Here is a 19317-nt window from a genome sequence, read left to right on the forward strand (position 1 = left end):
CTTTCTCCGGGGTCAATGCCGTTTGCCGAGCCAGCCGCGCGCATCGATGGGCTTGCCACCCTGGCGCAGCTCGAAGTAGGCGCCGTTGTCACCGGCGGGCGCCGCGGCGGTTCCGACGGCTTCGCCGGCCTCCACCGTGTCACCCACGCCGTGCAGCAGCGTCTCGTTATTGCCGTACATGCTCATGAATCCATTGCCGTGGTTCACGATGATCATCATGCCGTAGCCGCGCAGGAAGCTGGCGAACACCACGCGACCGCGCGCGACGGCCTTCACCTCGCTGCCGCGGGGGGCGACGATGATCACGCCGTTGCCGTAGGCGTGCACGGGACCGTTGGCCGGCCAGGGCAGGTTGCCGCGCAGGTTGCCCATGGGGGCGCTGGCCGGCGCACCCTTCGGTGCCGGCGCGGGTTCGGCGGCCTTGGCGGCCTCGTCGATCACCTTCTGCAGCCTGGCGACGAGTGCGTTCATGTCCTGCTCGTTCTGTTTCAGGGCGGCCATGCGCTGCGCCTGGTCCTTGTATTTCGAATCCGCTTCGGCGACCAGTTTCTGCTGTTCGGACCGTTGCTTTTCCAGTTCGCCGGCACGCTTCTCGCGCTCGGCACGGGCGGCCTCGAGCTTCTGTTGCTCGGCCGTGATGGCGGCTTCGACCTCCTGCAGCCGGGAAAGATCCGCGAGCAGGCCGCGGATGCGCTCCACGCGGTTCTCCTGGAAATAGCGGGAGTAGGCGAGGGCGCGCGAGATCCGGTTGACGTCCTCGTCGCCCAGGAGCAACTGGAGGTCCGAGCCCCGGCCCAGGGTATAGGTGGCACGAAGGAGATCCCCGAGCGCGCCCTTCTGTTTGTCCAGGCCTTCCTGGATGCCGGCCCGCTGCTGGTTCAGCTGCTCCAGGTCGTGCCGGCGCTGTTCCAGCTCGGCCTCCGTGGCACGGACGGCCTTGGCCGCCGCGGAGACCTGCTCGGCCTGCCGGGCCAGCGCGGCATTGGCGCTGTCGCGGGCGTTGGCCGTCTCCCGCTGCTCGCGGGTGAGCGCGTCGATATCCTTGCGCACCCCTTCGAGCTTCTGCCGGGCCTCCTCCTGCTGGGCCCGTGCCTTGGCGTCCTGCTCGGCATGGACCGGCGGGAGGGGGGCGAGCATGGCGAGGGCGAAGACGAGGGTGAAAGGCAGGCTGGGGACTGGGCGCATCGGAGGATTATTACCTATCCCGCGGCGACTGGCTGGTATGGCCCACTCTCGGCTCCGGGCGCCGTTTCCAGGAACTGGTCTCATGGCCACCCCGTAAGTTTTCCGTTCTTATTCCGTTTGGACGTCCGAATGCTTTGACGCAGCGCGGCAATTGTGACTAAAGTGGGACGCATGTCCTTAGCGCGCACGTGAAGGGCGGCCGTTCCAGGTCGCGGGGCCCGATGCGCGCCATACCCAGCACAACCAACAGCCACGAGGAGGCGGATGGTGAAGCAAGGCATTCCGCGCCTCTACGACGAGGCGTTCGAACACGACAGCTGCGGCTTCGGTATCGTCGCGCAGATAGACGGCCACGCGAGCGCGGCCCTGGTCGATACCGCGTTTTCCGCCCTGGCCAAGCTTTCCCATCGCGGTGGCGTGAATGCCGACGGTGTCAGCGGCGACGGTTGCGGCGTGCTTATCCGGCGGCCGGTGGAATGGCTGCGCGCGCTGGCGGGCGAAGCGGGCATTTCCCTGGCCACGCACTTCGCCAGCGGCGTCGTCTTCCTCGATCCCAACGGAGGCGATTCGGCGGAGCGGGTACTCGAGGCCGAACTGGGCGAGGTGAATCTCCACGTGGCGGGATGGCGCGATGTCGCCGTCGATGCCGCGGCATGCGGCCCCCTGGCCGCCTCGTCGATGCCGCGCGTACGCCAGGTGTTCGTCGACGCGCCGGGCGATCTCGCCCCGGAAGCGTTCGAGGCCGCCTTGTTCCGCGCACGTCGGCGCGCCGAGTTGAAACTCGCCGACGACAAGCAGTTCTATGTGGTGTCGCTCTCGGGCGAGGTGGTCGCCTATAAGGCGATGGCCGCGCCTGGCCACCTGCGTGACGTCTACCCGGATCTCAAGCATCCGGCGCTGGTCGCCGACGCGGTGGTCTTCCACCAGCGTTTTTCGACCAATACCTCGCCGCAGTGGCGCCTCGCCCAGCCGTTCCGGTTCCTGGCGCATAACGGGGAGATCAACACGATCCGCGCCAATCGCCGCTGGATGCAGGCGCGCACGTCGGTGATGCGTTCGGAACGGGTCGACCTGTCGGACATCGGCCCCCTGGTGCGGCAGAGCGGTTCGGATTCCGAAAGCCTCGACAACGCGCTTGAAGTCCTGCTGATGGGCGGCATGGACCTGCTCACCGCCATGCGCGTGCTCGTGCCGCCGGCGTACAGCGCGCGCGAGGACATCGACGAGGATCTCGCCGCGTTCTACGAGTATTACGCGTTGCACAGCGAGCCGTGGGATGGCCCCGCCGGGCTGGTGATGTGCGATGGGCGCTATGCCGCCTGCACGCTCGATCGCAATGGGCTGCGCCCGGCGCGCTGGGCGTTGTCGGACGACAACCACCTCATCGTCGCCTCGGAGGCGGGTCTTTGGGATGTGCCGTCCTCGCGCGTCGTAGCCAAGGGCCGTCTCGCCCCGGGCGAGATGATCGCCGTGGACTTCCGCGAGCACCGCCTGTTGCGCGATGCCGATATCGACGCGATCAATCGTGCCCGCGCACCGTTCCGCGACTGGCTGCGCGATGGCGTCACCTATCTCGAATCCGACCTCATCGATCCAAGCCTCGCCGCCGAGCCGCTGCCGGCGGACGAACTGCGGCGGTACCAGAAGCTCTACGGCCTTTCGCGCGAAGAGTGCGAGTCGGTGTTGAAAGTGCTGGCCGAAACCGAGGCCGAGGCCACCGGTTCCATGGGCGACGATACGCCGATGGCGGTGCTCTCGCGGCAGATACGGCCGCTTTTCGACCGCTTCCGCCAGGGCTTCGCCCAGGTCACCAATCCGCCGATCGATCCGCTGCGCGAGCGCCTGGTCATGTCGCTGGTGACGCAGATCGGACAGGAACGGAACATCTTCGACCTCGGTCCCGAGAACGCGAAGCAGATCCTGCTGAACTCGCCGATCCTCTCGCAGCGCAAGCTGCGGCAGATCCTCGCCAATCCCGACTACGCCGACACGCCGCGCTTCGACCTCATGTACGGCGCGGGCGAGACGCTGGAGCAGGCCCTCCTTCGCATCTGCGATGACGCCGAGGCGGCGGTACGCGGTGGCGTGAAGATCGTCTTCCTCAGTGACCGCTACCCGCGCCGCGACATGCTGCCGATCCACTCGCTGCTCGCCACGGGCGCGGTGCACGCGCGACTGGTCGACAAGGGCCTGCGTTGCCAGTGCAACATCATGGTCGAGACGGCCACGCCACGCGATCCGCACCACTTCGCCTGCCTGATCGGATTCGGTGCCACGGCGATCTATCCGTGGCTGGCCTACCAGAGCCTGTTCGACATGGGCCGCAGCGGGCACATTCGCAACGGCGAGGGCGCGCCACGCGAGATCGGCCGTAATTATCGTCGCGGCATCCGCAAGGGCCTGTTGAAGATCCTGTCCAAGATGGGTATCTCGACGGTCGCGGGCTACCGAGGCGCGCAGTTGTTCGAGATCGTCGGCCTCTCGCCGGACGTGGTGTCGCTTTGCTTCCCTGGTACACCATCGCGCATCGGTGGTTCCACTTTCGCCGACCTCGAACACGAGCAACGCCTGCTCGCTGCCGAGGCGTGGGACGAGGCGCAGGCATTGCGCGCGGGTGGCTTGTTCAAGTACGTGCACGGCGGCGAGTTCCATATGTACAACCCCGACGTGATCGCCAGCCTGCAGGTGGCGGTGCGCACGGGAGAATGGTCGGACTACGAGAAATACGCGCACTACGTGGATGCCCGTCCGCCGTCGGCGTTGCGTGACCTGCTCGTGCCGCGCGAGGCCACGCCGATCCCGCTCGACGAGGTCGAGCCGGTGGAGGCCATCCTCAAGCGCTTCGATTCCGCAGGCATGTCGCTCGGCGCGTTGTCGCCGGAGGCACACGAGGCGCTCGCCATCGCGATGAATCGCCTGGGTGCGCGGAGCAACTCGGGTGAAGGTGGCGAAGACCCTTCGCGTTACGGCACCGATCGCGCGTCGAAGATCAAGCAGGTGGCGTCGGGCCGTTTCGGCGTGACGCCGGCCTACCTCGTGAATGCGGAGGTGTTGCAGATCAAGATCGCCCAGGGCGCCAAGCCGGGCGAGGGTGGCCAGCTGCCCGGCCACAAGGTGGACGCGACGATCGCACGGCTGCGCTATGCCAAGCCGGGTATCGGCCTCATTTCGCCGCCGCCGCACCACGACATCTATTCCATCGAAGACCTCGCCCAGCTGATCCACGACCTGAAGGAAGTGAATCCGCAGGCGCTGGTGTCGGTGAAGCTGGTCTCGCACGCGGGCGTCGGCACCGTCGCCGCCGGCGTGGTGAAGGCGGGCGCGGATCTCATCACCGTGTCCGGCCACGATGGCGGCACCGGCGCTAGCCCACTCACCTCGATCAAGTACGCGGGTACGCCGTGGGAACTGGGTCTTGCGGAAACGCAGCAGACCCTGCGCCTCAACGACCTGCGCGGCCGCGTACGCCTGCAGACCGACGGCGGCCTGAAGACCGGTCTCGACGTGATCAAGGCGGCGATGCTGGGCGCCGAGAGTTTCGGCTTCGGCACCGGCCCCATGGTGGCGCTGGGATGCAAGTACCTGCGCATCTGCCATCTGAACAACTGCGCCACCGGCGTGGCCACCCAGCATCCGGTGCTGCGCCAGAAGCACTTCCTCGGCTTGCCCGACATGGTGATGAACTACTTCCGCTTCATCGCGGAAGACGTGCGTCGCCACCTCGCTCGTCTTGGCGTCCGCTCGCTTGGCGAGCTGGTCGGACAGAGTGGCCGCCTGGAACAGCGCGACGGCGTCACCGCCGTGCAGGAACGCCTCGACCTGGCACCCCTGATCACCGAAGACGGGCTGGGCGAGCAGGTCGATTTCGCCTGCACGCTGGCGCGCAATCCGATGCGCGACCCCGCGTCGCTGGCCAATCGCATCACCGCGGATACGCGCCAGGCGGTGGCTGACCGCCTGGGCGGCACGTTCCGCTACCCGATCGTCAATACGGATCGCGCCATCGGCGCACGTCTGTCGGGCGATGTGGCACGCCGCTGGGGCGACGCCGGCATGGCCGACAAGCCGGTCAACCTGCACCTCGAGGGTGCGGCGGGGCAGAGCCTCGGCGCGTGGAATGCGGGTGGCGTGCACATCGACCTGGTCGGCGAAGCCAACGATGGCGTCGGCAAGGGTATGGCCGGTGGCCGTCTGGTCATTCGTCCGCCCGCGGATTCGCCGTTCGCCAGCCAGGACGCCTCGATCATCGGCAACACCTGCCTGTACGGCGCGACGGGTGGCGAGTTGTTCGCCGCGGGCCAGGCCGGCGAGCGTTTCGCCGTGCGCAACTCCGGCGCGCTGGCCGTAGTGGAAGGCGCGGGCGATCACTGCTGCGAATACATGACCGGCGGCGTGGTGGCCGTGCTCGGCCACACCGGCCTCAATTTCGGCGCGGGCATGACCGGCGGTTTCGCCTATGTGCTCGATCTCGAACGCAGCTTCGTCGATTGCTACAACCACGAACTCGTCGACATCGTGCGCATCTCGCACGAAGGCATGGAACATTACATGCAGCACCTGCGCCAACTCATCGCCCGCCATGCCGAACTCACCGGCAGTGCCTGGGGCCATCGCGTGCTCGGCGACTTCCGCGGGCTGTTGCAGCGCTTCTGGCTGGTGAAGCCCAAGGCGGCGAGTCTCGATGCGTTGGCCGAAGAACTGCGGAGTGCCGCATGAGCGCGAAGGACTTCCGCTTCCTGGAAATACCCCGGCAGACGCCGCGCACGGTGCCGGTCGCGGTGCGCGTGCTCGGCTACGGCGAGATCTCCGGCGACTTCGCACCGACGGAAGCCGCATCGCAGTCGGAGCGTTGCATCGATTGTGGCAACCCGTATTGCGAGCATGCTTGCCCGGTCCACAACTACATCCCGAACTGGCTGAAGCTGGTGCAGGATGGCCGCCTTTTCGAAGCGGCCACGCTGATGCATGAAACCAACCCCCTGCCGGAGATCTGCGGCCGCGTGTGCCCGCAGGATCGCTTGTGCGAGGGCGCGTGCACGTTGGAGCAGGGTGATTTCGGCGCGGTGACGATCGGCAGCGTCGAGCGGTGGGCCACCGACGAAGCCATCCGCCAGGGCTGGCGCCCCGATCTTTCCCGGGTGCGCGAGACCGGGGCGCGCGTCGCCGTCATCGGCGCGGGCCCCGCCGGGCTCGCCTGTGCGGATCGCCTGCGCCTGGCCGGCATCGGTGCGGACGTCTTCGATCGCCAGCACGAGATCGGCGGCCTTCTCACCTTCGGCATTCCTCCGTTCAAACTCGACAAGTCGGTGGTCCGGACGCGGCGCATGGTGCTCGAAGGCATGGGCGTGCGTTTCCATCTCGGCGTCGAGATCGGCCGCGATATCGAGTTCGACGAATTGCTCGCGGACTACGACGCCGTGTTCGTCGGCACCGGTGCTTATACCTTCGTGGACGGCCAACTCGACGGCCGTGACCTGCGGGGCGTGCACGATGCGCTTCTCTTCCTCATCGCCAATACCGAACGCTTGTTGCACGACGAGATGCCCGCGCCGGAATACGATCTTGCCGGCAAGCACGTGGTGGTGCTGGGTGGTGGCGATACCGGTATGGACTGCAACCGCACGGCGATCCGCCTCGGCGCGGCGTCGGTCACCTGCGTGTATCGCCGCGACGAGCCGAGCATGCCCGGGTCGCGTCGGGAAGTCGGCTATAGCCGCGAGGAAGGCGTGCGTTTCCTGTTCCAGCGCCAGCCCATCGCGCTGGTGGGCGAGGAAGGCAAGGTGAGCGCCGTGCGCGTGGTGGAGACCCAGCTCGTCGACGATGGCGATGGACGTCCGCGCCCGCGCAATGTCGAAGGCAGCGAGACCGACCTGCGCGCCGACGTGGTGATCCAGGCCTTCGGTTTCCAACCGAGCCCGCCCGACTGGTGCGACGCCTTCGGTATCGAGCGCGATCGCAGCGGCCGCATCGTCGCCGGCGGCGAAGGCCGCCTGCCCCTGCAGACGAGCAACCCGCGCGTCTTCGCCGGTGGCGACAATGTACGCGGTGCGGACCTTGTCGTCCGCGCCGTCTACGACGGCCGCGAAGCCGCCGCCTCGATCGTCCGCATGCTGGCGGCGAAGAAGACAGAGGCCAAGGCCCAGGGCCTCGTGGAAAGCGTTCGTTAGCGTTTCAGGGCGCGAGGCCTGAAGGCTGGAATTCCGAGCCCTGGTGGGAGCCGACCTTGTCGGCGATCCCGCGGCAGCGGGCCGGCCGAGGCAAGTACCCATCGCCGGCATAGCCGGCTCCCACAAAGGCGGGTCTCGGTTCTTGCTCCTGAAGTTGATGCCCTGCAATACCTGGTGGACCTGTGGACCTGCTGGACCTGGTGGACCTGGTGGGAGCCGACTTCGTCGGCGATCCCGCGGCAGCGGGCCCGGCCGAGGAAGCACCCATCGCCGGCATAGCCGGCTCCCACAAGGGGCACGGGTTGGGCAAGCACCCATCGCCGACAAGGTCGGCTCCCACCAGAGCGGCTTCCGCCTTGGGTAGTAGCCATCAGTCCCGATTCCCGAATGGCGGCACGAGAGCGCACAATAAGCCGATGCTCCCCCGAGCCAAGTCCCCATGTGCCTGATCGCCTTCGCCTGGCGCACCCACCCGCGCTGGCGCCTCGTCCTCGTCGGCAACCGCGACGAATTCCATGCCCGCCCCACCGCACCGCTCGCCCCCTGGGACGAAGCGCCGCAAATCCTCGCAGGCCGTGACCTGGAAGCCGGCGGCACGTGGGCCGGCGTGGGAGCGCAGGGACGAGCCAGCGTGATCACCAACGTGCGCGACATGTCCGCGGACCATAGCGGCCTTTCGCGAGGCCTGCTGGTCGCTGACTATCTTGGCTCGACCCTTCCGGCTCGTGCGCACGCGATCGAGTTGATGGCCAGCGCCAAGGACTACCGTCCATTCAACCTGCTGACCTTCGATCGTGACGACGCGTACTACCTGGGCAACCATCCGAACGCGCGTGCACAACCTGTCGAGCCGGGCACCCATGGACTGAGCAACGCCGACTTCAACGCCCCATGGCCAAAAACACGCGCCCTGGTGCACCGCCTGGACGAGTGGCTGAAAGAAGGCAAGGAAGACGACATCGACGCCCTGTTCGCCATGCTCTCCGACCAGGGCCGCTGGCCGGACGATCTCCTGCCCGACACCGGCATCGGCATCGAACGCGAGCGTTTCCTTTCGAGCGCTTTCATCGTCGGCGAGAACTACGGCACACGGGCCAGCACCGTGATCCTCGTCGATCATGAAGACCGCACCCTGATCGCGGAACGGCGTTTCGGCCCCCATGGCGTGCCGGCGGGCGAGACCCGCCTGTCCGTTGCATAGGCCAGCTCCGCCTCATTTTTCTTGGCTTTCAGGCGAGAGTCTTTTGCCTTCCAGGCGATTGAATCGCCCAGCGCATGCCCCGACGATGGATGGGTACGCCAAGCCGCGTCCTTTCATCAACCTCCCGGAGTCACCATGAATATCGACCTCAGCAAGCGCAGTGCCATCGTCAGCGGTTCCACCGCGGGTATCGGCCTGGCCATCGCCACCGGCCTCGCCGCCGCCGGCGCGTCCGTCGTCGTCACCGGCCGCACGCAAGCGCGCGTCGACGAAGCCATCGCCTCCGTGAAGAAGGCCGCCCCCGGTGCGAAGGTGACCGGCGTCGCCGCCGATCTCGGTACCGCCGAAGGCGCCGCCACCCTCATCAAGGCCGTGCCCGACACCGACATCCTCGTCAACAACCTCGGCATCTTCGAGCCGAAGGATTTCTTCGATATCGACGACGCCGAGTGGACGCGCTTCTTCGAAGTGAACGTCACTTCGGGTGTGCGCCTGTCACGCCACTACGCCAAGGGCATGGCACAGCGTGGCTGGGGTCGCGTGCAGTTCATCTCCAGCGAGTCGGGTATCCAGGTTCCCGCCGAGATGGTTCACTACGGCGTGACCAAGACCGCCCAGCTGGGCGTGTCGCGCGGTTTGGCCGAGGTGCTCTCCGGCACCGGCGTGACGGTGAATGCGATCCTTCCGGGACCGACCTTGTCCGAAGGCGTGAGCGAGTTCTTCGGCAAGATCGCGCAGAGCCAGGGCAAGAGCCTCGACGAGGTCGAGCGCGACTTCATCCAGACTCACCGGCCGACGTCGCTCATCAAGCGCCTGCTGAGCGTCGAGGAAGTGGCCAACGTCTCCGTCTATCTCGCCTCCGAGCAGGCATCCGGTACCACCGGCGCCTCGATCCGCGTCGACGGCGGCGTCACCCGTTCCATCATCTGATCGAGCGCCGCGCTGGAAGCAGCTTCGCGTGTCTGGGGCTGCTTCGTGTGTGGGAGCAGTTTGTTGTGCAAGTCGCTTGTTTGTGTGAGCCGCTTCTTGTGGGAGCCGCTTCAGCGGCGATCCCGCGGCAGCGGGCCAGGTACCGGCAAGCATCCATCGCCGCTGAAGCGGCTCCCACACACGCCATTCAATCGCCCAGCTGACAGATGATCCGCGCAAAGGCCCCATCGTTCCGCTGAAACTCCGGCCGTGGCGCATGGAACCGTTGTTCGCTCAGTGTCACCGAAGTTACCCGATCCATACGGAAGAACTTCCATCCGGCGGACGCGCCCGACGCGCTTTCGCCGGAGACCTGATAAGCACTCAACAATCGGCCACCCGAGTGATCGTCGCCGTACACATGCGGTTGCACCAGCCGCGCCGCGCCTCCGTACTCCACCAGCAACAACCGCATGGAGGCGATGGCCTCGCAAATCGTCGCCTCGAAGCGTGTCACGACACGTCTCCGTCCACATAAAACCAGTGCCCGTCCTCGCGCACGAACCGGCTGGTTTCATGCATGCGCTCCGCGCTACCACCACCCATCCGCAATCGCGCGACGAACTCGACGATGGCCGTGTCCGGCGTGGGGTTCTCATGGCGTTTGACGCTCAAGCCGAGCCATGTCGGCTTCGGTGCCTGCGTGGCCAGGCCAAGTGACGTCGGTCGCGTACTGGCGTGCCATGTATCGAGAAGGTACGTCTCCAGGCCGAGCACGTAGGCGCTGTAGCGTGAGCGCATGAGTGCTTCGGCTGTTGGCGCGGGTACGCCCGAGTGCCATCGGCCGCAGCAGGTGGCGTAATCGCCACGTCCACAAGGACACTCATTCATAGCCGTTCGTCCTTCGCATGTTCTTGGTTAGCTCGAGTCAGTGTATGCGGACGGTGTCGGGGAGCCTATGGATGTCTCGCCTACTACCTCAAAAGTTAAGATTGACATTCCTAAACGTGGCACCTAAATTCTTGCGACCACGGCGCAACGCCGGGGACAGGGGGATATGGAATGTTCGTGCATTCAATGGCAACAGGCTTCGCCTGCCTTCACGTAGATCCAGTGCTGCGAGCACGCGGGCCCATCTGTAACTCTTCGCGAAGTCCTTTGAGCTAAGGCGCTTCCCGCGTCCTTTTTAGCATCTGCCTCGCAAAAGCGAGGGTTCGGACCTGCCCGGAATTTAACATGTCGAAGACGAATAATCGTCGGCGGGCATTTGCTCGCGCGCTGTTCGCTGGAATGATGGTGTTGTTCGCAGAAGGCGGATTGGCACAGACGGCGACCACCAATCCCGAAGACGAGTACAAGAAGCTCGTAAAAGTGGACGAGGAGATCGCGCCGCTAGGCGAAACGCCGTTCGGTGAATCGGTGAATGTCTACGATGGAAGCCTATCATTTCATGTTGTCGACATAACCGTTCCCGGAAATGGTCCGACGATTCAGATAAGCCGGACCTTCCAGGCCGATGGTGACGCGGACATCCGTAAAGACAACGCATCATTCGGCGATTGGGATATCGATCTACCACGTTTTTCGACGTTGACATCGAATGCGGGGACGATCATCGCTGGGCCGAACCAGATCGGTTGGCTAGTTAACTCGATTCCCCGGATTGACCGATGCACGACTTTCACTGGTCCACCCGACCAGCGTGTCGGACGTGTGGGATCAGAGCCGTTGCCACCGGACGCGTGGTGGAACGAGGGATACCTCCTGCGAATCCCTGGTGTCGCGGATCAAGATATGTTGGCATTGCGCGCAGGAAAGGCTCCGATACCGCCCGCGGTGTCGGGACTTAACTTCGTCGGCATTTCCAAGGGTAATTGGCTCCTTGCTTGTCTCCCAAACACGGCGAATGGGCAGGAGGGAGAAGCATTCCTGGCGGTTGGTCCGGATGGCAGCAAATACTGGCTCAATTATTTAATTTACCGTCCAGCACGCGGCTATGCGATTGACCGCAACATCGGTCTCATGCTCGCCACTCGTATGGAGGACCGGTTCGGTAACTGGTTGACCTACCATTACGACGGTCAACGGATATCCAGCATCGAGGCTAGTGACGGCCGCCTGGTCACTTTTGCATACACGGGCGATGGAACGGCTATCGCGCGAGTCACTGTGGTTGCTGGTGGCGCGACTCGGAGTTGGAGTTATAGCTATGCGCCGAGCCAGACGGGACAGACCCTGACGGGCGTGACCCTACCCGATGGTAGTGGATGGGGCTATAACTTGTCCGAGTTGACTTATAACGTGAAGTCGACAGCGGTGCCGGGTCACTGCAACGATCCTTACTTGCCCGACGAAAGTATCGTCAAAACGGGGACCATTACGGCGCCTTCAGGTTTACAGGGAACGTTCGAGGCTCGGCCAACTCGTCATGGGCGCAGCGGCGTATGGGAATACTGCGATGCTCCCAACGATACGACCAGTGGTTACGAGCGTTCACCGAGATATACGAATAACCTGGCGCTTCGCCGCAAAGTCATTGCGGGTGCCGGGCTATCGACTCAAACGTGGAGTTATAGCTATCCCGTCGCCACGGCATCTTGGAGCAGGGAGTGCGCCGTAACTGCGTGCAACTACACCACCTACAGCGATGTTATCGACCCATCAAACAATACGACGCGATACATCTTCAGCAATCGCGCGGATGTGACGGAAGGCAAGCCCTTGCGGACGGAGTATTACCAGGGAGCGGTATCAGCCAATCCTGTTCGCGTCGAGACTTTTGCATATGCGGCGTTCGATCGCGGCCCTTGGCCGGCGAAGTACGGTGGCAATTTCAGTATCTATGCGAACGGTGCCAAGGCGACGGGTGAAGCACCGTTGTCCGAGCAGCACATTTACGTCGACGGCGACAGCTATAACTGGCAGGCACTGGACTTCGACGCCTTCGCCCGGCCCACATCGGTTCGCCGTTCCAGCAGCGCCGGCTACTCGGTCGACGAGCGCACCACCTATCTCGACGATGCGACGCGCTGGGTCGTCGGCCTTCCGGCGCAAAGCGACAACCTGACCACGGGCGAGACCGTCAGCCGCAATGTCTACGACCCAGCGAGCCTGACGTTGTCCGAGCGCTACCGGTTCGGCCGCAAGGTGATGGGCTACACCTTCAACGCGCAGGGCCAGCTGGCCAGTTTCACCGACGGCAACGGCAAGACCACCACGCTGGGCAACTACAAGCGCGGCATCCCGCAGGCGATCGGCTACCCGGACGCCACCTCGCAAACGCTCAGCGTGGACGACTTCGGGCAGATCGCCGCGATCACCAACCAGGCCGGCGCGACCACGAGTTACGGCTACGACGCGATCGGCCGCCTGGCCCGGATCGACTACCCGGCCGGCGACGCCGTGGCCTGGGCGCCGAAGACCTTCCAGTACAGCTACGTGGGCCCCGCGCGCGGGGTCAACGGCAACCACTGGGTGCGGATCGTCTACCAGGGCGACCGGTTCCAGCGCACCGACTTCGACGCGATGCTGCGTCCGGTGATGTCCGGCTCGGCGCGGGCCAGCGACCAGGCCTTCTACGTGTCCTCGCGCACCGACTACGACTGGAAGGGGCGCAAGGTGTTCGCGTCCTACCCGGTCGACGGCGCGGTGGACCTAACCAACATCGTCGCCGGCGTGGCGACCGGCTACGACGCCCTGGGTCGGCCGACGAGCTCCACGCAGAGTTCCGAGCTGGGCAACCTGACCACCACCACGCAGTACCTGTCCGGCGCGGCCAAGCGCGTGACCGATCCGAAGGGCAACGTCACCACCACCTGGTACCAGGTCTTCGACCAGCCCGCCTACGACAACGTGGTCAGCGTGCAGGCGCCGGAGAACGTGGTGCAGACCATCGCCCGCGATGTCTATGGCAACCCGCTGTCGATCACCCAGGGCGGCGCCGGCCAGTCGGTCACCAAGACCATGACCTACGACAGCGAGCATCGCCTGTGCCGCACGTGGGAGCCGGAGTCCGGCAGCGAGATCCTGGCTTACGACGGGGCCGACAACCTGGCCTGGAGTGTGTCCGGTGCCTCGTTCAACGGCGCCGGCTGCGGCCAGGACCAGGTCGCCGAGACAGCCCGGACGGTGCGCGCCTACGATGCGATGAACCGGGTCACCTCGGTGGTCTATCCCACCGGCACCGCGCCCAGCACCTTCACCTACGACGCCCTGGGCAACCCGGCCACGGCCACCTCGGGCACGGTGGGCTGGACCTTCGGCCGCAACAAGCTGGGCCTGCTCACCGCCGAGGTGCTGGCGGTGGACGGCTGGCGCTGGGCGCTGGGCTACGGCTACGACCCCAACGGGGCGTTGAGCACCGTGCTGTACCCGGACGGCGAGGTGATGGCCTACAACCCCGACGCACTGGGCCGGCCGACCACGGTGGGCGGCTACGCCAACGGCATCGCCTACTTCGCCGACGGCGACGTGCGCTCGTACACGCTGGGCAACGGCCGCAGCTACCTGGCGCAGAAGAACGCGCGCAACCTGCTGAGCAACTTCACCTACGGCCAGGGCGCCACGCTGAATGTCAGCGAGGACTTCACCTACGACGGCAACGGCAACGTCAGCCAGATCCTCGACCGGGCCAACGGCCAGCGGACCAAGGGGATGGGCTACGACGGCCTGAACCGCCTGCTCTCGGCCACGGCGAGCAACCTGTGGGGCACGGAGAGCTACACCTACGACACCTTGAACAACATCCGCAGCCTGAGCAACGGCAGCGGCACGAACACTTACGCCTACGACGGCAGCAACCGGCTGACCGCGATCGTCAACGGCGCGACCACGGTGCATGCCTTCGTCTACGACGCGCGCGGCAACACGGTGAACAAGGACGGGCAGGGGCTCACCTTCGACCTGGCCAACCGGTTGACGGCGATCCCGGGCAAGGGCGAGTACACCTACGACGCGGCCGGCCGCCGGGTGAAGAAGGTCACCCCGGCGGGCACCACCTACTACGCGTACAACAGCGCCGGGCAGCTGATGTGGGAGCTGGATCCGGCCACGCGGCTGGGCAGCGCGTACGTCTACCTGGGCAAGAAGCTGGTCGCCAAGGCGACCGAGAACATCGACATCCTCAAACCCGCCCAGGTCAGGACGGCGCTGGCGATCGTCGGCGTGCCGCGCCTCTCGCTCGACGGCACGACCATCGACGTGACCTTGGACATCGCCAACAACGGCACGCGGCCGCTCACGGCCAACAGCCAGTACCCGGTGCAGATGGGGTATCACCTGCTGGACAGCGCCGGTGCCGCGACCCAGCCGGAAGCGGGGGTGAACCTGGCGGCGGACATCCCGGTCGGCGGCCACGGCACGATCACCCTGCATGTCGCCGCGCCCGCGGTGCTGGGCACCGGCAAGCGCATCCGCTTCAGCCTGCTGCAGGCCGGCGTGGGCTGGTTCCAGGACTGGCCGAACAACACGACCGTGGACGCCGGCCCGTACTCGGCCTGCCCCACGGCCGGCACCGGCAACCTCTGCAACAACGTCACCGGCTTGAGCCGCGAGCAGGTCAACGTGACCCTGACGATCACCGCCGCGCCCTCGCTGTCGGCGGACGGGCAGAGCGTGCTGACCACGGTGGACATCGCCAACAACGGCACGGTGACCTTGGCCTCGGCCGCGCCGCATCCGGTGAACCTGGGCAATCATCTGATCGACGCGGCCGGCAACGCCGTGCAGTTCGACGTCACCCGCCAGGGCATCCCGGAGATCGCCCCGGGCCAGCACGCGGCGGTGACGATCGCGACGCCGTCCGCGCTCCTGCTGGGCAATGGGCGCCGGGTGCAGTTCGAGCCGGTGCAGGAGGGTATCGCCTGGTTCCAGAGCTTCGGCTTCACGCCGTTGGTGGCCGGGCCGTATGTCTCGCTGAGCGGTGCGGGCAGCAGCGCCAACGGCAGCGTCGCGATGAGCTGGCAGCCGATCGCTGGCGCGACGTCCTACACGCTGCGGGAAAGCGTCAACGGCGGTGCGTGGACGACGGTCTCGGCCTCGACGGCGACGAGCTGGTCGGCCAGCGGTCGCGCCACGGGCACCTACGGCTACCAGGTGCAGGCCTGTGCCTCGGGCGGCTGCGCGCCGTTCGGGCCGACCTGGACCGTCAGCGTGCTGCTGCCACCGCCGGTGCCAGGCAGCGCCAGCGCCTCGGCCCCGGTCGCCGGACCGGTGACGTTGAGCTGGGCGGCGAGCGCGACGGCGACGCGTTACGTGGTCATCCAGCAGGTCAACGGCGGGGCCTGGACCACGGTGTACGACGGCGCGGCCACCAGCGCGGCGTTCGGCACGCCGGCCAGCGGCACGTACCAGTACCAGGTGCAGGCCTGCAACAGCAGCGGATGCAGCGGCTATCGGTTGAGCAATGCGGTGGGCATCACGGTGCCGCCGGCGTCGGCGCCGGCCATCAATGGCGGTGGCACCAGCAACAACGGCAGCTACGCGATCGGCTGGAATGGCGTGGCGGGAGCGACTTCGTACAACGTGTTCGAGAACGCGAACGGCGCCGGCTGGGTCCAGCTCGGCAATACGCAGGCCGGCATCTGGAACCTCAGTGGCAAGGCGAACGGCACGTACGTCTACGCGGTGCAGGCGTGCAACGCGGGCGGATGTGGGCCGTGGAGCAATCAGATCACCGTAACGGTCGCGCTCGTGCCACCGAGTCCTACGAATGTCCTTCTCCATGACCACATCGTCAACGTGAAGCGCGAGACTTTGACCCTTACATGGAACGCTACGCCCCTGGCCACGTCGTTCGACATCTTCGACGTGACGGTGCAGCAGATAAAGGCTCAAGGGTTGCCGTCAACAACATTGTCATTTTTGATGGAAGGTGGGACGCCCGGCACATTGCCGTATCACAGCTATCAGGTACGGGCATGTAATGCGGTGGGGTGTTCTGCTTGGGTCACTGGGGGGGATGTTTATGACTGATGAGCTAGCGATGTATCGTCAATCGTGGAATTTCATCATCCTAAGAAAGCATATTACGGACAGGCCTCGAAGGTTCGCATGGGGTGCGATCTGGCGATGGCGCCTGATAACTTCCGTACGTTTTTTTCCCTCGAAGTATCGGCCTAAACAAACCGTCCGCGTGTGGTTAACTGGCATCGTTAGACTTGTCATATATCGGCGGGTGTCGATGAGAATGGGCAACATCAAAGATGGGCGCGGGTCATCATCGGGTGCTGAATACGGTGGCTTACCTCTTGCCGCGCGTGGAGTTCTAGTTCCAATGGCACTCTCTCGATCACTTTCTATTCTTACGCTGTTATTAGTGGTGAGTGGCCCTGTGCTTGCGAGCAAATCTGTCACATATTATTACTCGGATCAGCAGGGTAATATCCTTATGACGACAGATGCCCAGGGGGCTGAGATAGATTCGTCTGACTATGCTCCCTATGGAACGAGGGTATTGGGCGCCCCGGTAGAAGGGCCGTCGTTCGCTGGCCATCTAGCTGATGATGGTACCGACCTTCTATACATGCAATCGCGTTACTACTTTCCTGAAATTGGGCGCTTTATTTCCGTTGATCCCGTATCAGCGTCTGCGCCAGAGCGGTTTACTTATGCAGAAAATAATCCTTTCAGATATACAGATCCCGACGGACGTGACGCCGCTGAAGGTTGTAATATCGAGTGCAAGCGGCAACGTCAGGAAGACAACAGAAAAAAAGGGAATGAGGTTTGGGGTATACGTAATGATAGGGTTCTTTCGACCGTTACAATATCGGAGTCGCTTCCCGCTTCCGATGGAGGTGTACAGCTTGTCCGCGAATGGAATCTAGATGCGGATTCGATTGCGGGAGGTTATGTGGTGCAGAAGTTACGAGCTGTCATTATTGGAAAGAATTCAGATGGAAAGGTTGTTCTCCATCGCGATACAACCTTCTGGGAGGCGTTCCGAGTGCTTCCAGGTAACAACATCGCAGATAGTAATGATACGTTTTACTTTAAAGGTGCCCCAAGTGGATTGGCGTCTGGTTCCATAACATGGACCGGACAGGCCGCGTTCTACGAAGGGCTAAAGCTGCCCTCAAGCTTTATTGATGGTGGCGTAAAAGAAGCGGGAAGGGCTCCGGCTACATCGATTGATCCACACCTGGGTTCGCCGTCCAGCAATATCCTAAATTTCGACTACACTACGAGTTGGCCACAATGAACGTGATCCACGCACTTCTGACAGCTCTGCTGCTCTTTGCAAATGGATATGCAGTTGCAAGTGAAGTAAGTTCGCGTTATGCAGAGTTAGAGCAGCAGCGGCTGATGCTTGTCCATTCAAAAAATGTAGAAGATGCGCGAACAGCAGCAATCCACATATGCACTTTGGTCGCGGCGACAAGGGGGCACAACATAGCATCCAAACAATTGGTGGATGATCTAGCACAGGCTTTAGATTCTGATGATGAGGGTGTCAGCTATTTTGCAGTGCGGAGCCTTGCGTTGATCGGATCGCAAGCGTCTAGCTCTCTGCCCGCTATGCGTAAGCTCTTGGATAAAAAAAAGCATCCTGAGGCTGGAACCTTGATTCTCGGCATAAGCGCGATTCCGCAAATTGAGAACGCTATCGACGTTATTGAAGGCAAGTCGAGCCGTGTGTTGCCTTCGGTGTCGGAGCGCTGTGATGTAACTTACTAAGAGGGCGACTAGAAGAATGTGCTCGCTCGTAGCATGCTGCTTGCAGAAACCGCGATGGTGTCGGCTGCGGAAGGTCGCGCCATGCCGCTTTGCCTAAGTTTCTGAGACCAGGGGTAGCCACGACAGCCATGTCGGCGCTAAGTATGCTTAGCGCCCGAGTGGATAATTTCGGTCAAGTGGCCGCGCCATTGACCTGAGACAAAACGTGTAGCCAATCGGAAGGTGGGTTCTCTATCCTGAAAACAGCAAGGAGAGCTCATGAAGAAGCGGTATACCGAAGAACAGATCATCACGATACGAGCTATTGATATGCGCAAGCTCAGGCTGGGACTTTGTGTATCGTTGATGATTGCTGTCATGTCTAGTGCAATGGCAGCGAATGGACCGGCCCTGAAAATGCTCGTGGATGATGGCGTGGTCTACGTGCTGCTAAGCAATCATGGTGATAAGGCTCTTAAGGTGAGGACGAACTTTCTTCTTGATTCGCTAGTCGGAAGTTTGAGTTTCAAGGTCCGTAAGGGTGCGACTGAACTGCCGTTGTCCGCGCACATCAATCCCAATCTTCCTACAGAGGAAACGTATATTCGGCTACCGACGGGGTTTGTTCACGGTCAAGTTTTCGGAAAGTGGTTCATCGCGCATATGTACGGGATGGGCGTCGGCTGCTACGACATTTCTGTGATATACCGCGATAAAATGGCAAGTAACTTTGCCGCATTCGACGATGAGATAAAGTCTAATCCAGTGCGTCTTTGCATCGATGCTGAAAATTCTGGTGTGCCGCTCTCAATCGAGGAGGCAAAGACCGTGGCGGAGAAAAGTATCCCCAAACGAAGCGAAGCAGTAGGCGGTGCATCGGTTACGGCGCTCGGAGAAATCGATGACTTCTTTCGATTTGCTGTACGGTCAAAAAACCGTACAAGTATGGAAATTTTTGTCGATCGACGGACTGCTGAAACGTGGATATAAAACGGGAAGCAATGTGTACGCGTTGAAAGGGAAGGTCTAGCTTCAGTGTATTCCCCCCAAGGGTTGCCACCTTCTGCCTGTCAAGCCGAGGGTGGCAAGTAGCTACGACTGTTCGCAGTTAAGCTGATACGGTCGACTGCGCTTTCGTATCCAGCTAAGTAATGTCGAGTGGAAGTTCGCGGGTGCGGGGCCGACGACTATTGGCCAAGC

11 protein-coding genes are annotated in these 19317 nt (G+C 63.5%); 8 read left to right on the forward strand and 3 right to left on the reverse strand.

Translation table 11 applies throughout. The annotated features are described in order from the left end of the window. Window positions 1–12 precede the first annotated feature (12 nt). Window positions 13–1185, reverse strand: a complete 1173-nt coding sequence (locus tag ACR9Y6_RS17350) for a murein hydrolase activator EnvC family protein (RefSeq protein ID WP_481282412.1) — start codon at window positions 1183–1185, stop codon at window positions 13–15. A gap of 264 nt (window positions 1186–1449) precedes the next feature. Between ACR9Y6_RS17350 and gltB the strand changes: the two genes are divergently transcribed. From gltB to ACR9Y6_RS17370, 4 genes are all read left to right on the forward strand, one after another. Beyond that, window positions 1450–5901 (forward strand): glutamate synthase large subunit, encoded by a 4452-nt coding sequence (gltB, locus tag ACR9Y6_RS17355; protein WP_481282413.1) that lies wholly within the window; start codon window positions 1450–1452, stop codon window positions 5899–5901. After that, the gene (locus ACR9Y6_RS17360) at window positions 5898–7352 is read left to right on the forward strand and encodes an FAD-dependent oxidoreductase (RefSeq protein WP_481282414.1); all 1455 of its coding nucleotides are present in this window, start codon (window positions 5898–5900) and stop codon (window positions 7350–7352) included. Before gltB ends, ACR9Y6_RS17360 begins: the two co-directional genes overlap by 4 nt. A gap of 439 nt (window positions 7353–7791) precedes the next feature. After that, on the forward strand, window positions 7792–8553 hold the full coding sequence (locus ACR9Y6_RS17365) for an NRDE family protein (RefSeq protein ID WP_481282415.1): 762 nt from the start codon (window positions 7792–7794) through the stop codon (window positions 8551–8553). A 135-nt stretch (window positions 8554–8688) separates the two neighbouring features. Continuing rightward, entirely contained in the window at window positions 8689–9483 is a 795-nt protein-coding gene (locus tag ACR9Y6_RS17370) for an SDR family NAD(P)-dependent oxidoreductase (RefSeq protein WP_481282416.1), read from the forward strand. Between the two features lie 187 nt (window positions 9484–9670). On the opposite strand, the gene ACR9Y6_RS17375 is transcribed toward ACR9Y6_RS17370, so the two are convergent. Further along, the gene (locus ACR9Y6_RS17375) at window positions 9671–9979 is read right to left on the reverse strand and encodes a WYL domain-containing protein (RefSeq protein ID WP_481282417.1); all 309 of its coding nucleotides are present in this window, start codon (window positions 9977–9979) and stop codon (window positions 9671–9673) included. Then, window positions 9976–10353 (reverse strand): YchJ family protein, encoded by a 378-nt coding sequence (locus ACR9Y6_RS17380; protein ID WP_481282418.1) that lies wholly within the window; start codon window positions 10351–10353, stop codon window positions 9976–9978. Before ACR9Y6_RS17380 ends, ACR9Y6_RS17375 begins: the two co-directional genes overlap by 4 nt. A 1812-nt stretch (window positions 10354–12165) precedes the next feature. Here ACR9Y6_RS17380 and ACR9Y6_RS17385 point away from each other — a divergent pair. The 4 genes from ACR9Y6_RS17385 (at window position 12166) to ACR9Y6_RS17400 (ending at window position 19107) form a co-directional block, all read left to right on the forward strand. Next, on the forward strand, window positions 12166–16434 hold the full coding sequence (locus ACR9Y6_RS17385) for a fibronectin type III domain-containing protein (protein ID WP_481282419.1): 4269 nt from the start codon (window positions 12166–12168) through the stop codon (window positions 16432–16434). A gap of 214 nt (window positions 16435–16648) precedes the next feature. Beyond that, window positions 16649–17662 carry an RHS repeat-associated core domain-containing protein gene (locus tag ACR9Y6_RS17390; RefSeq protein WP_481282420.1) on the forward strand — a complete coding sequence of 338 codons (1014 nt, stop codon included), beginning with the start codon at window positions 16649–16651 and terminating at the stop codon, window positions 17660–17662. Next, entirely contained in the window at window positions 17659–18138 is a 480-nt protein-coding gene (locus tag ACR9Y6_RS17395) for a hypothetical protein (RefSeq protein ID WP_481282421.1), read from the forward strand. The genes ACR9Y6_RS17390 and ACR9Y6_RS17395 overlap by 4 nt, the downstream gene beginning before the upstream one ends. A gap of 258 nt (window positions 18139–18396) precedes the next feature. Then, complete coding sequence (locus ACR9Y6_RS17400) at window positions 18397–19107, forward strand: hypothetical protein (RefSeq protein ID WP_481282422.1); 711 nt, start codon at window positions 18397–18399, stop codon at window positions 19105–19107. Window positions 19108–19317 lie beyond the last annotated feature (210 nt).

The sequence above is a fragment of the Luteibacter sp. TLI7-4A genome (genome assembly GCF_056754745.1).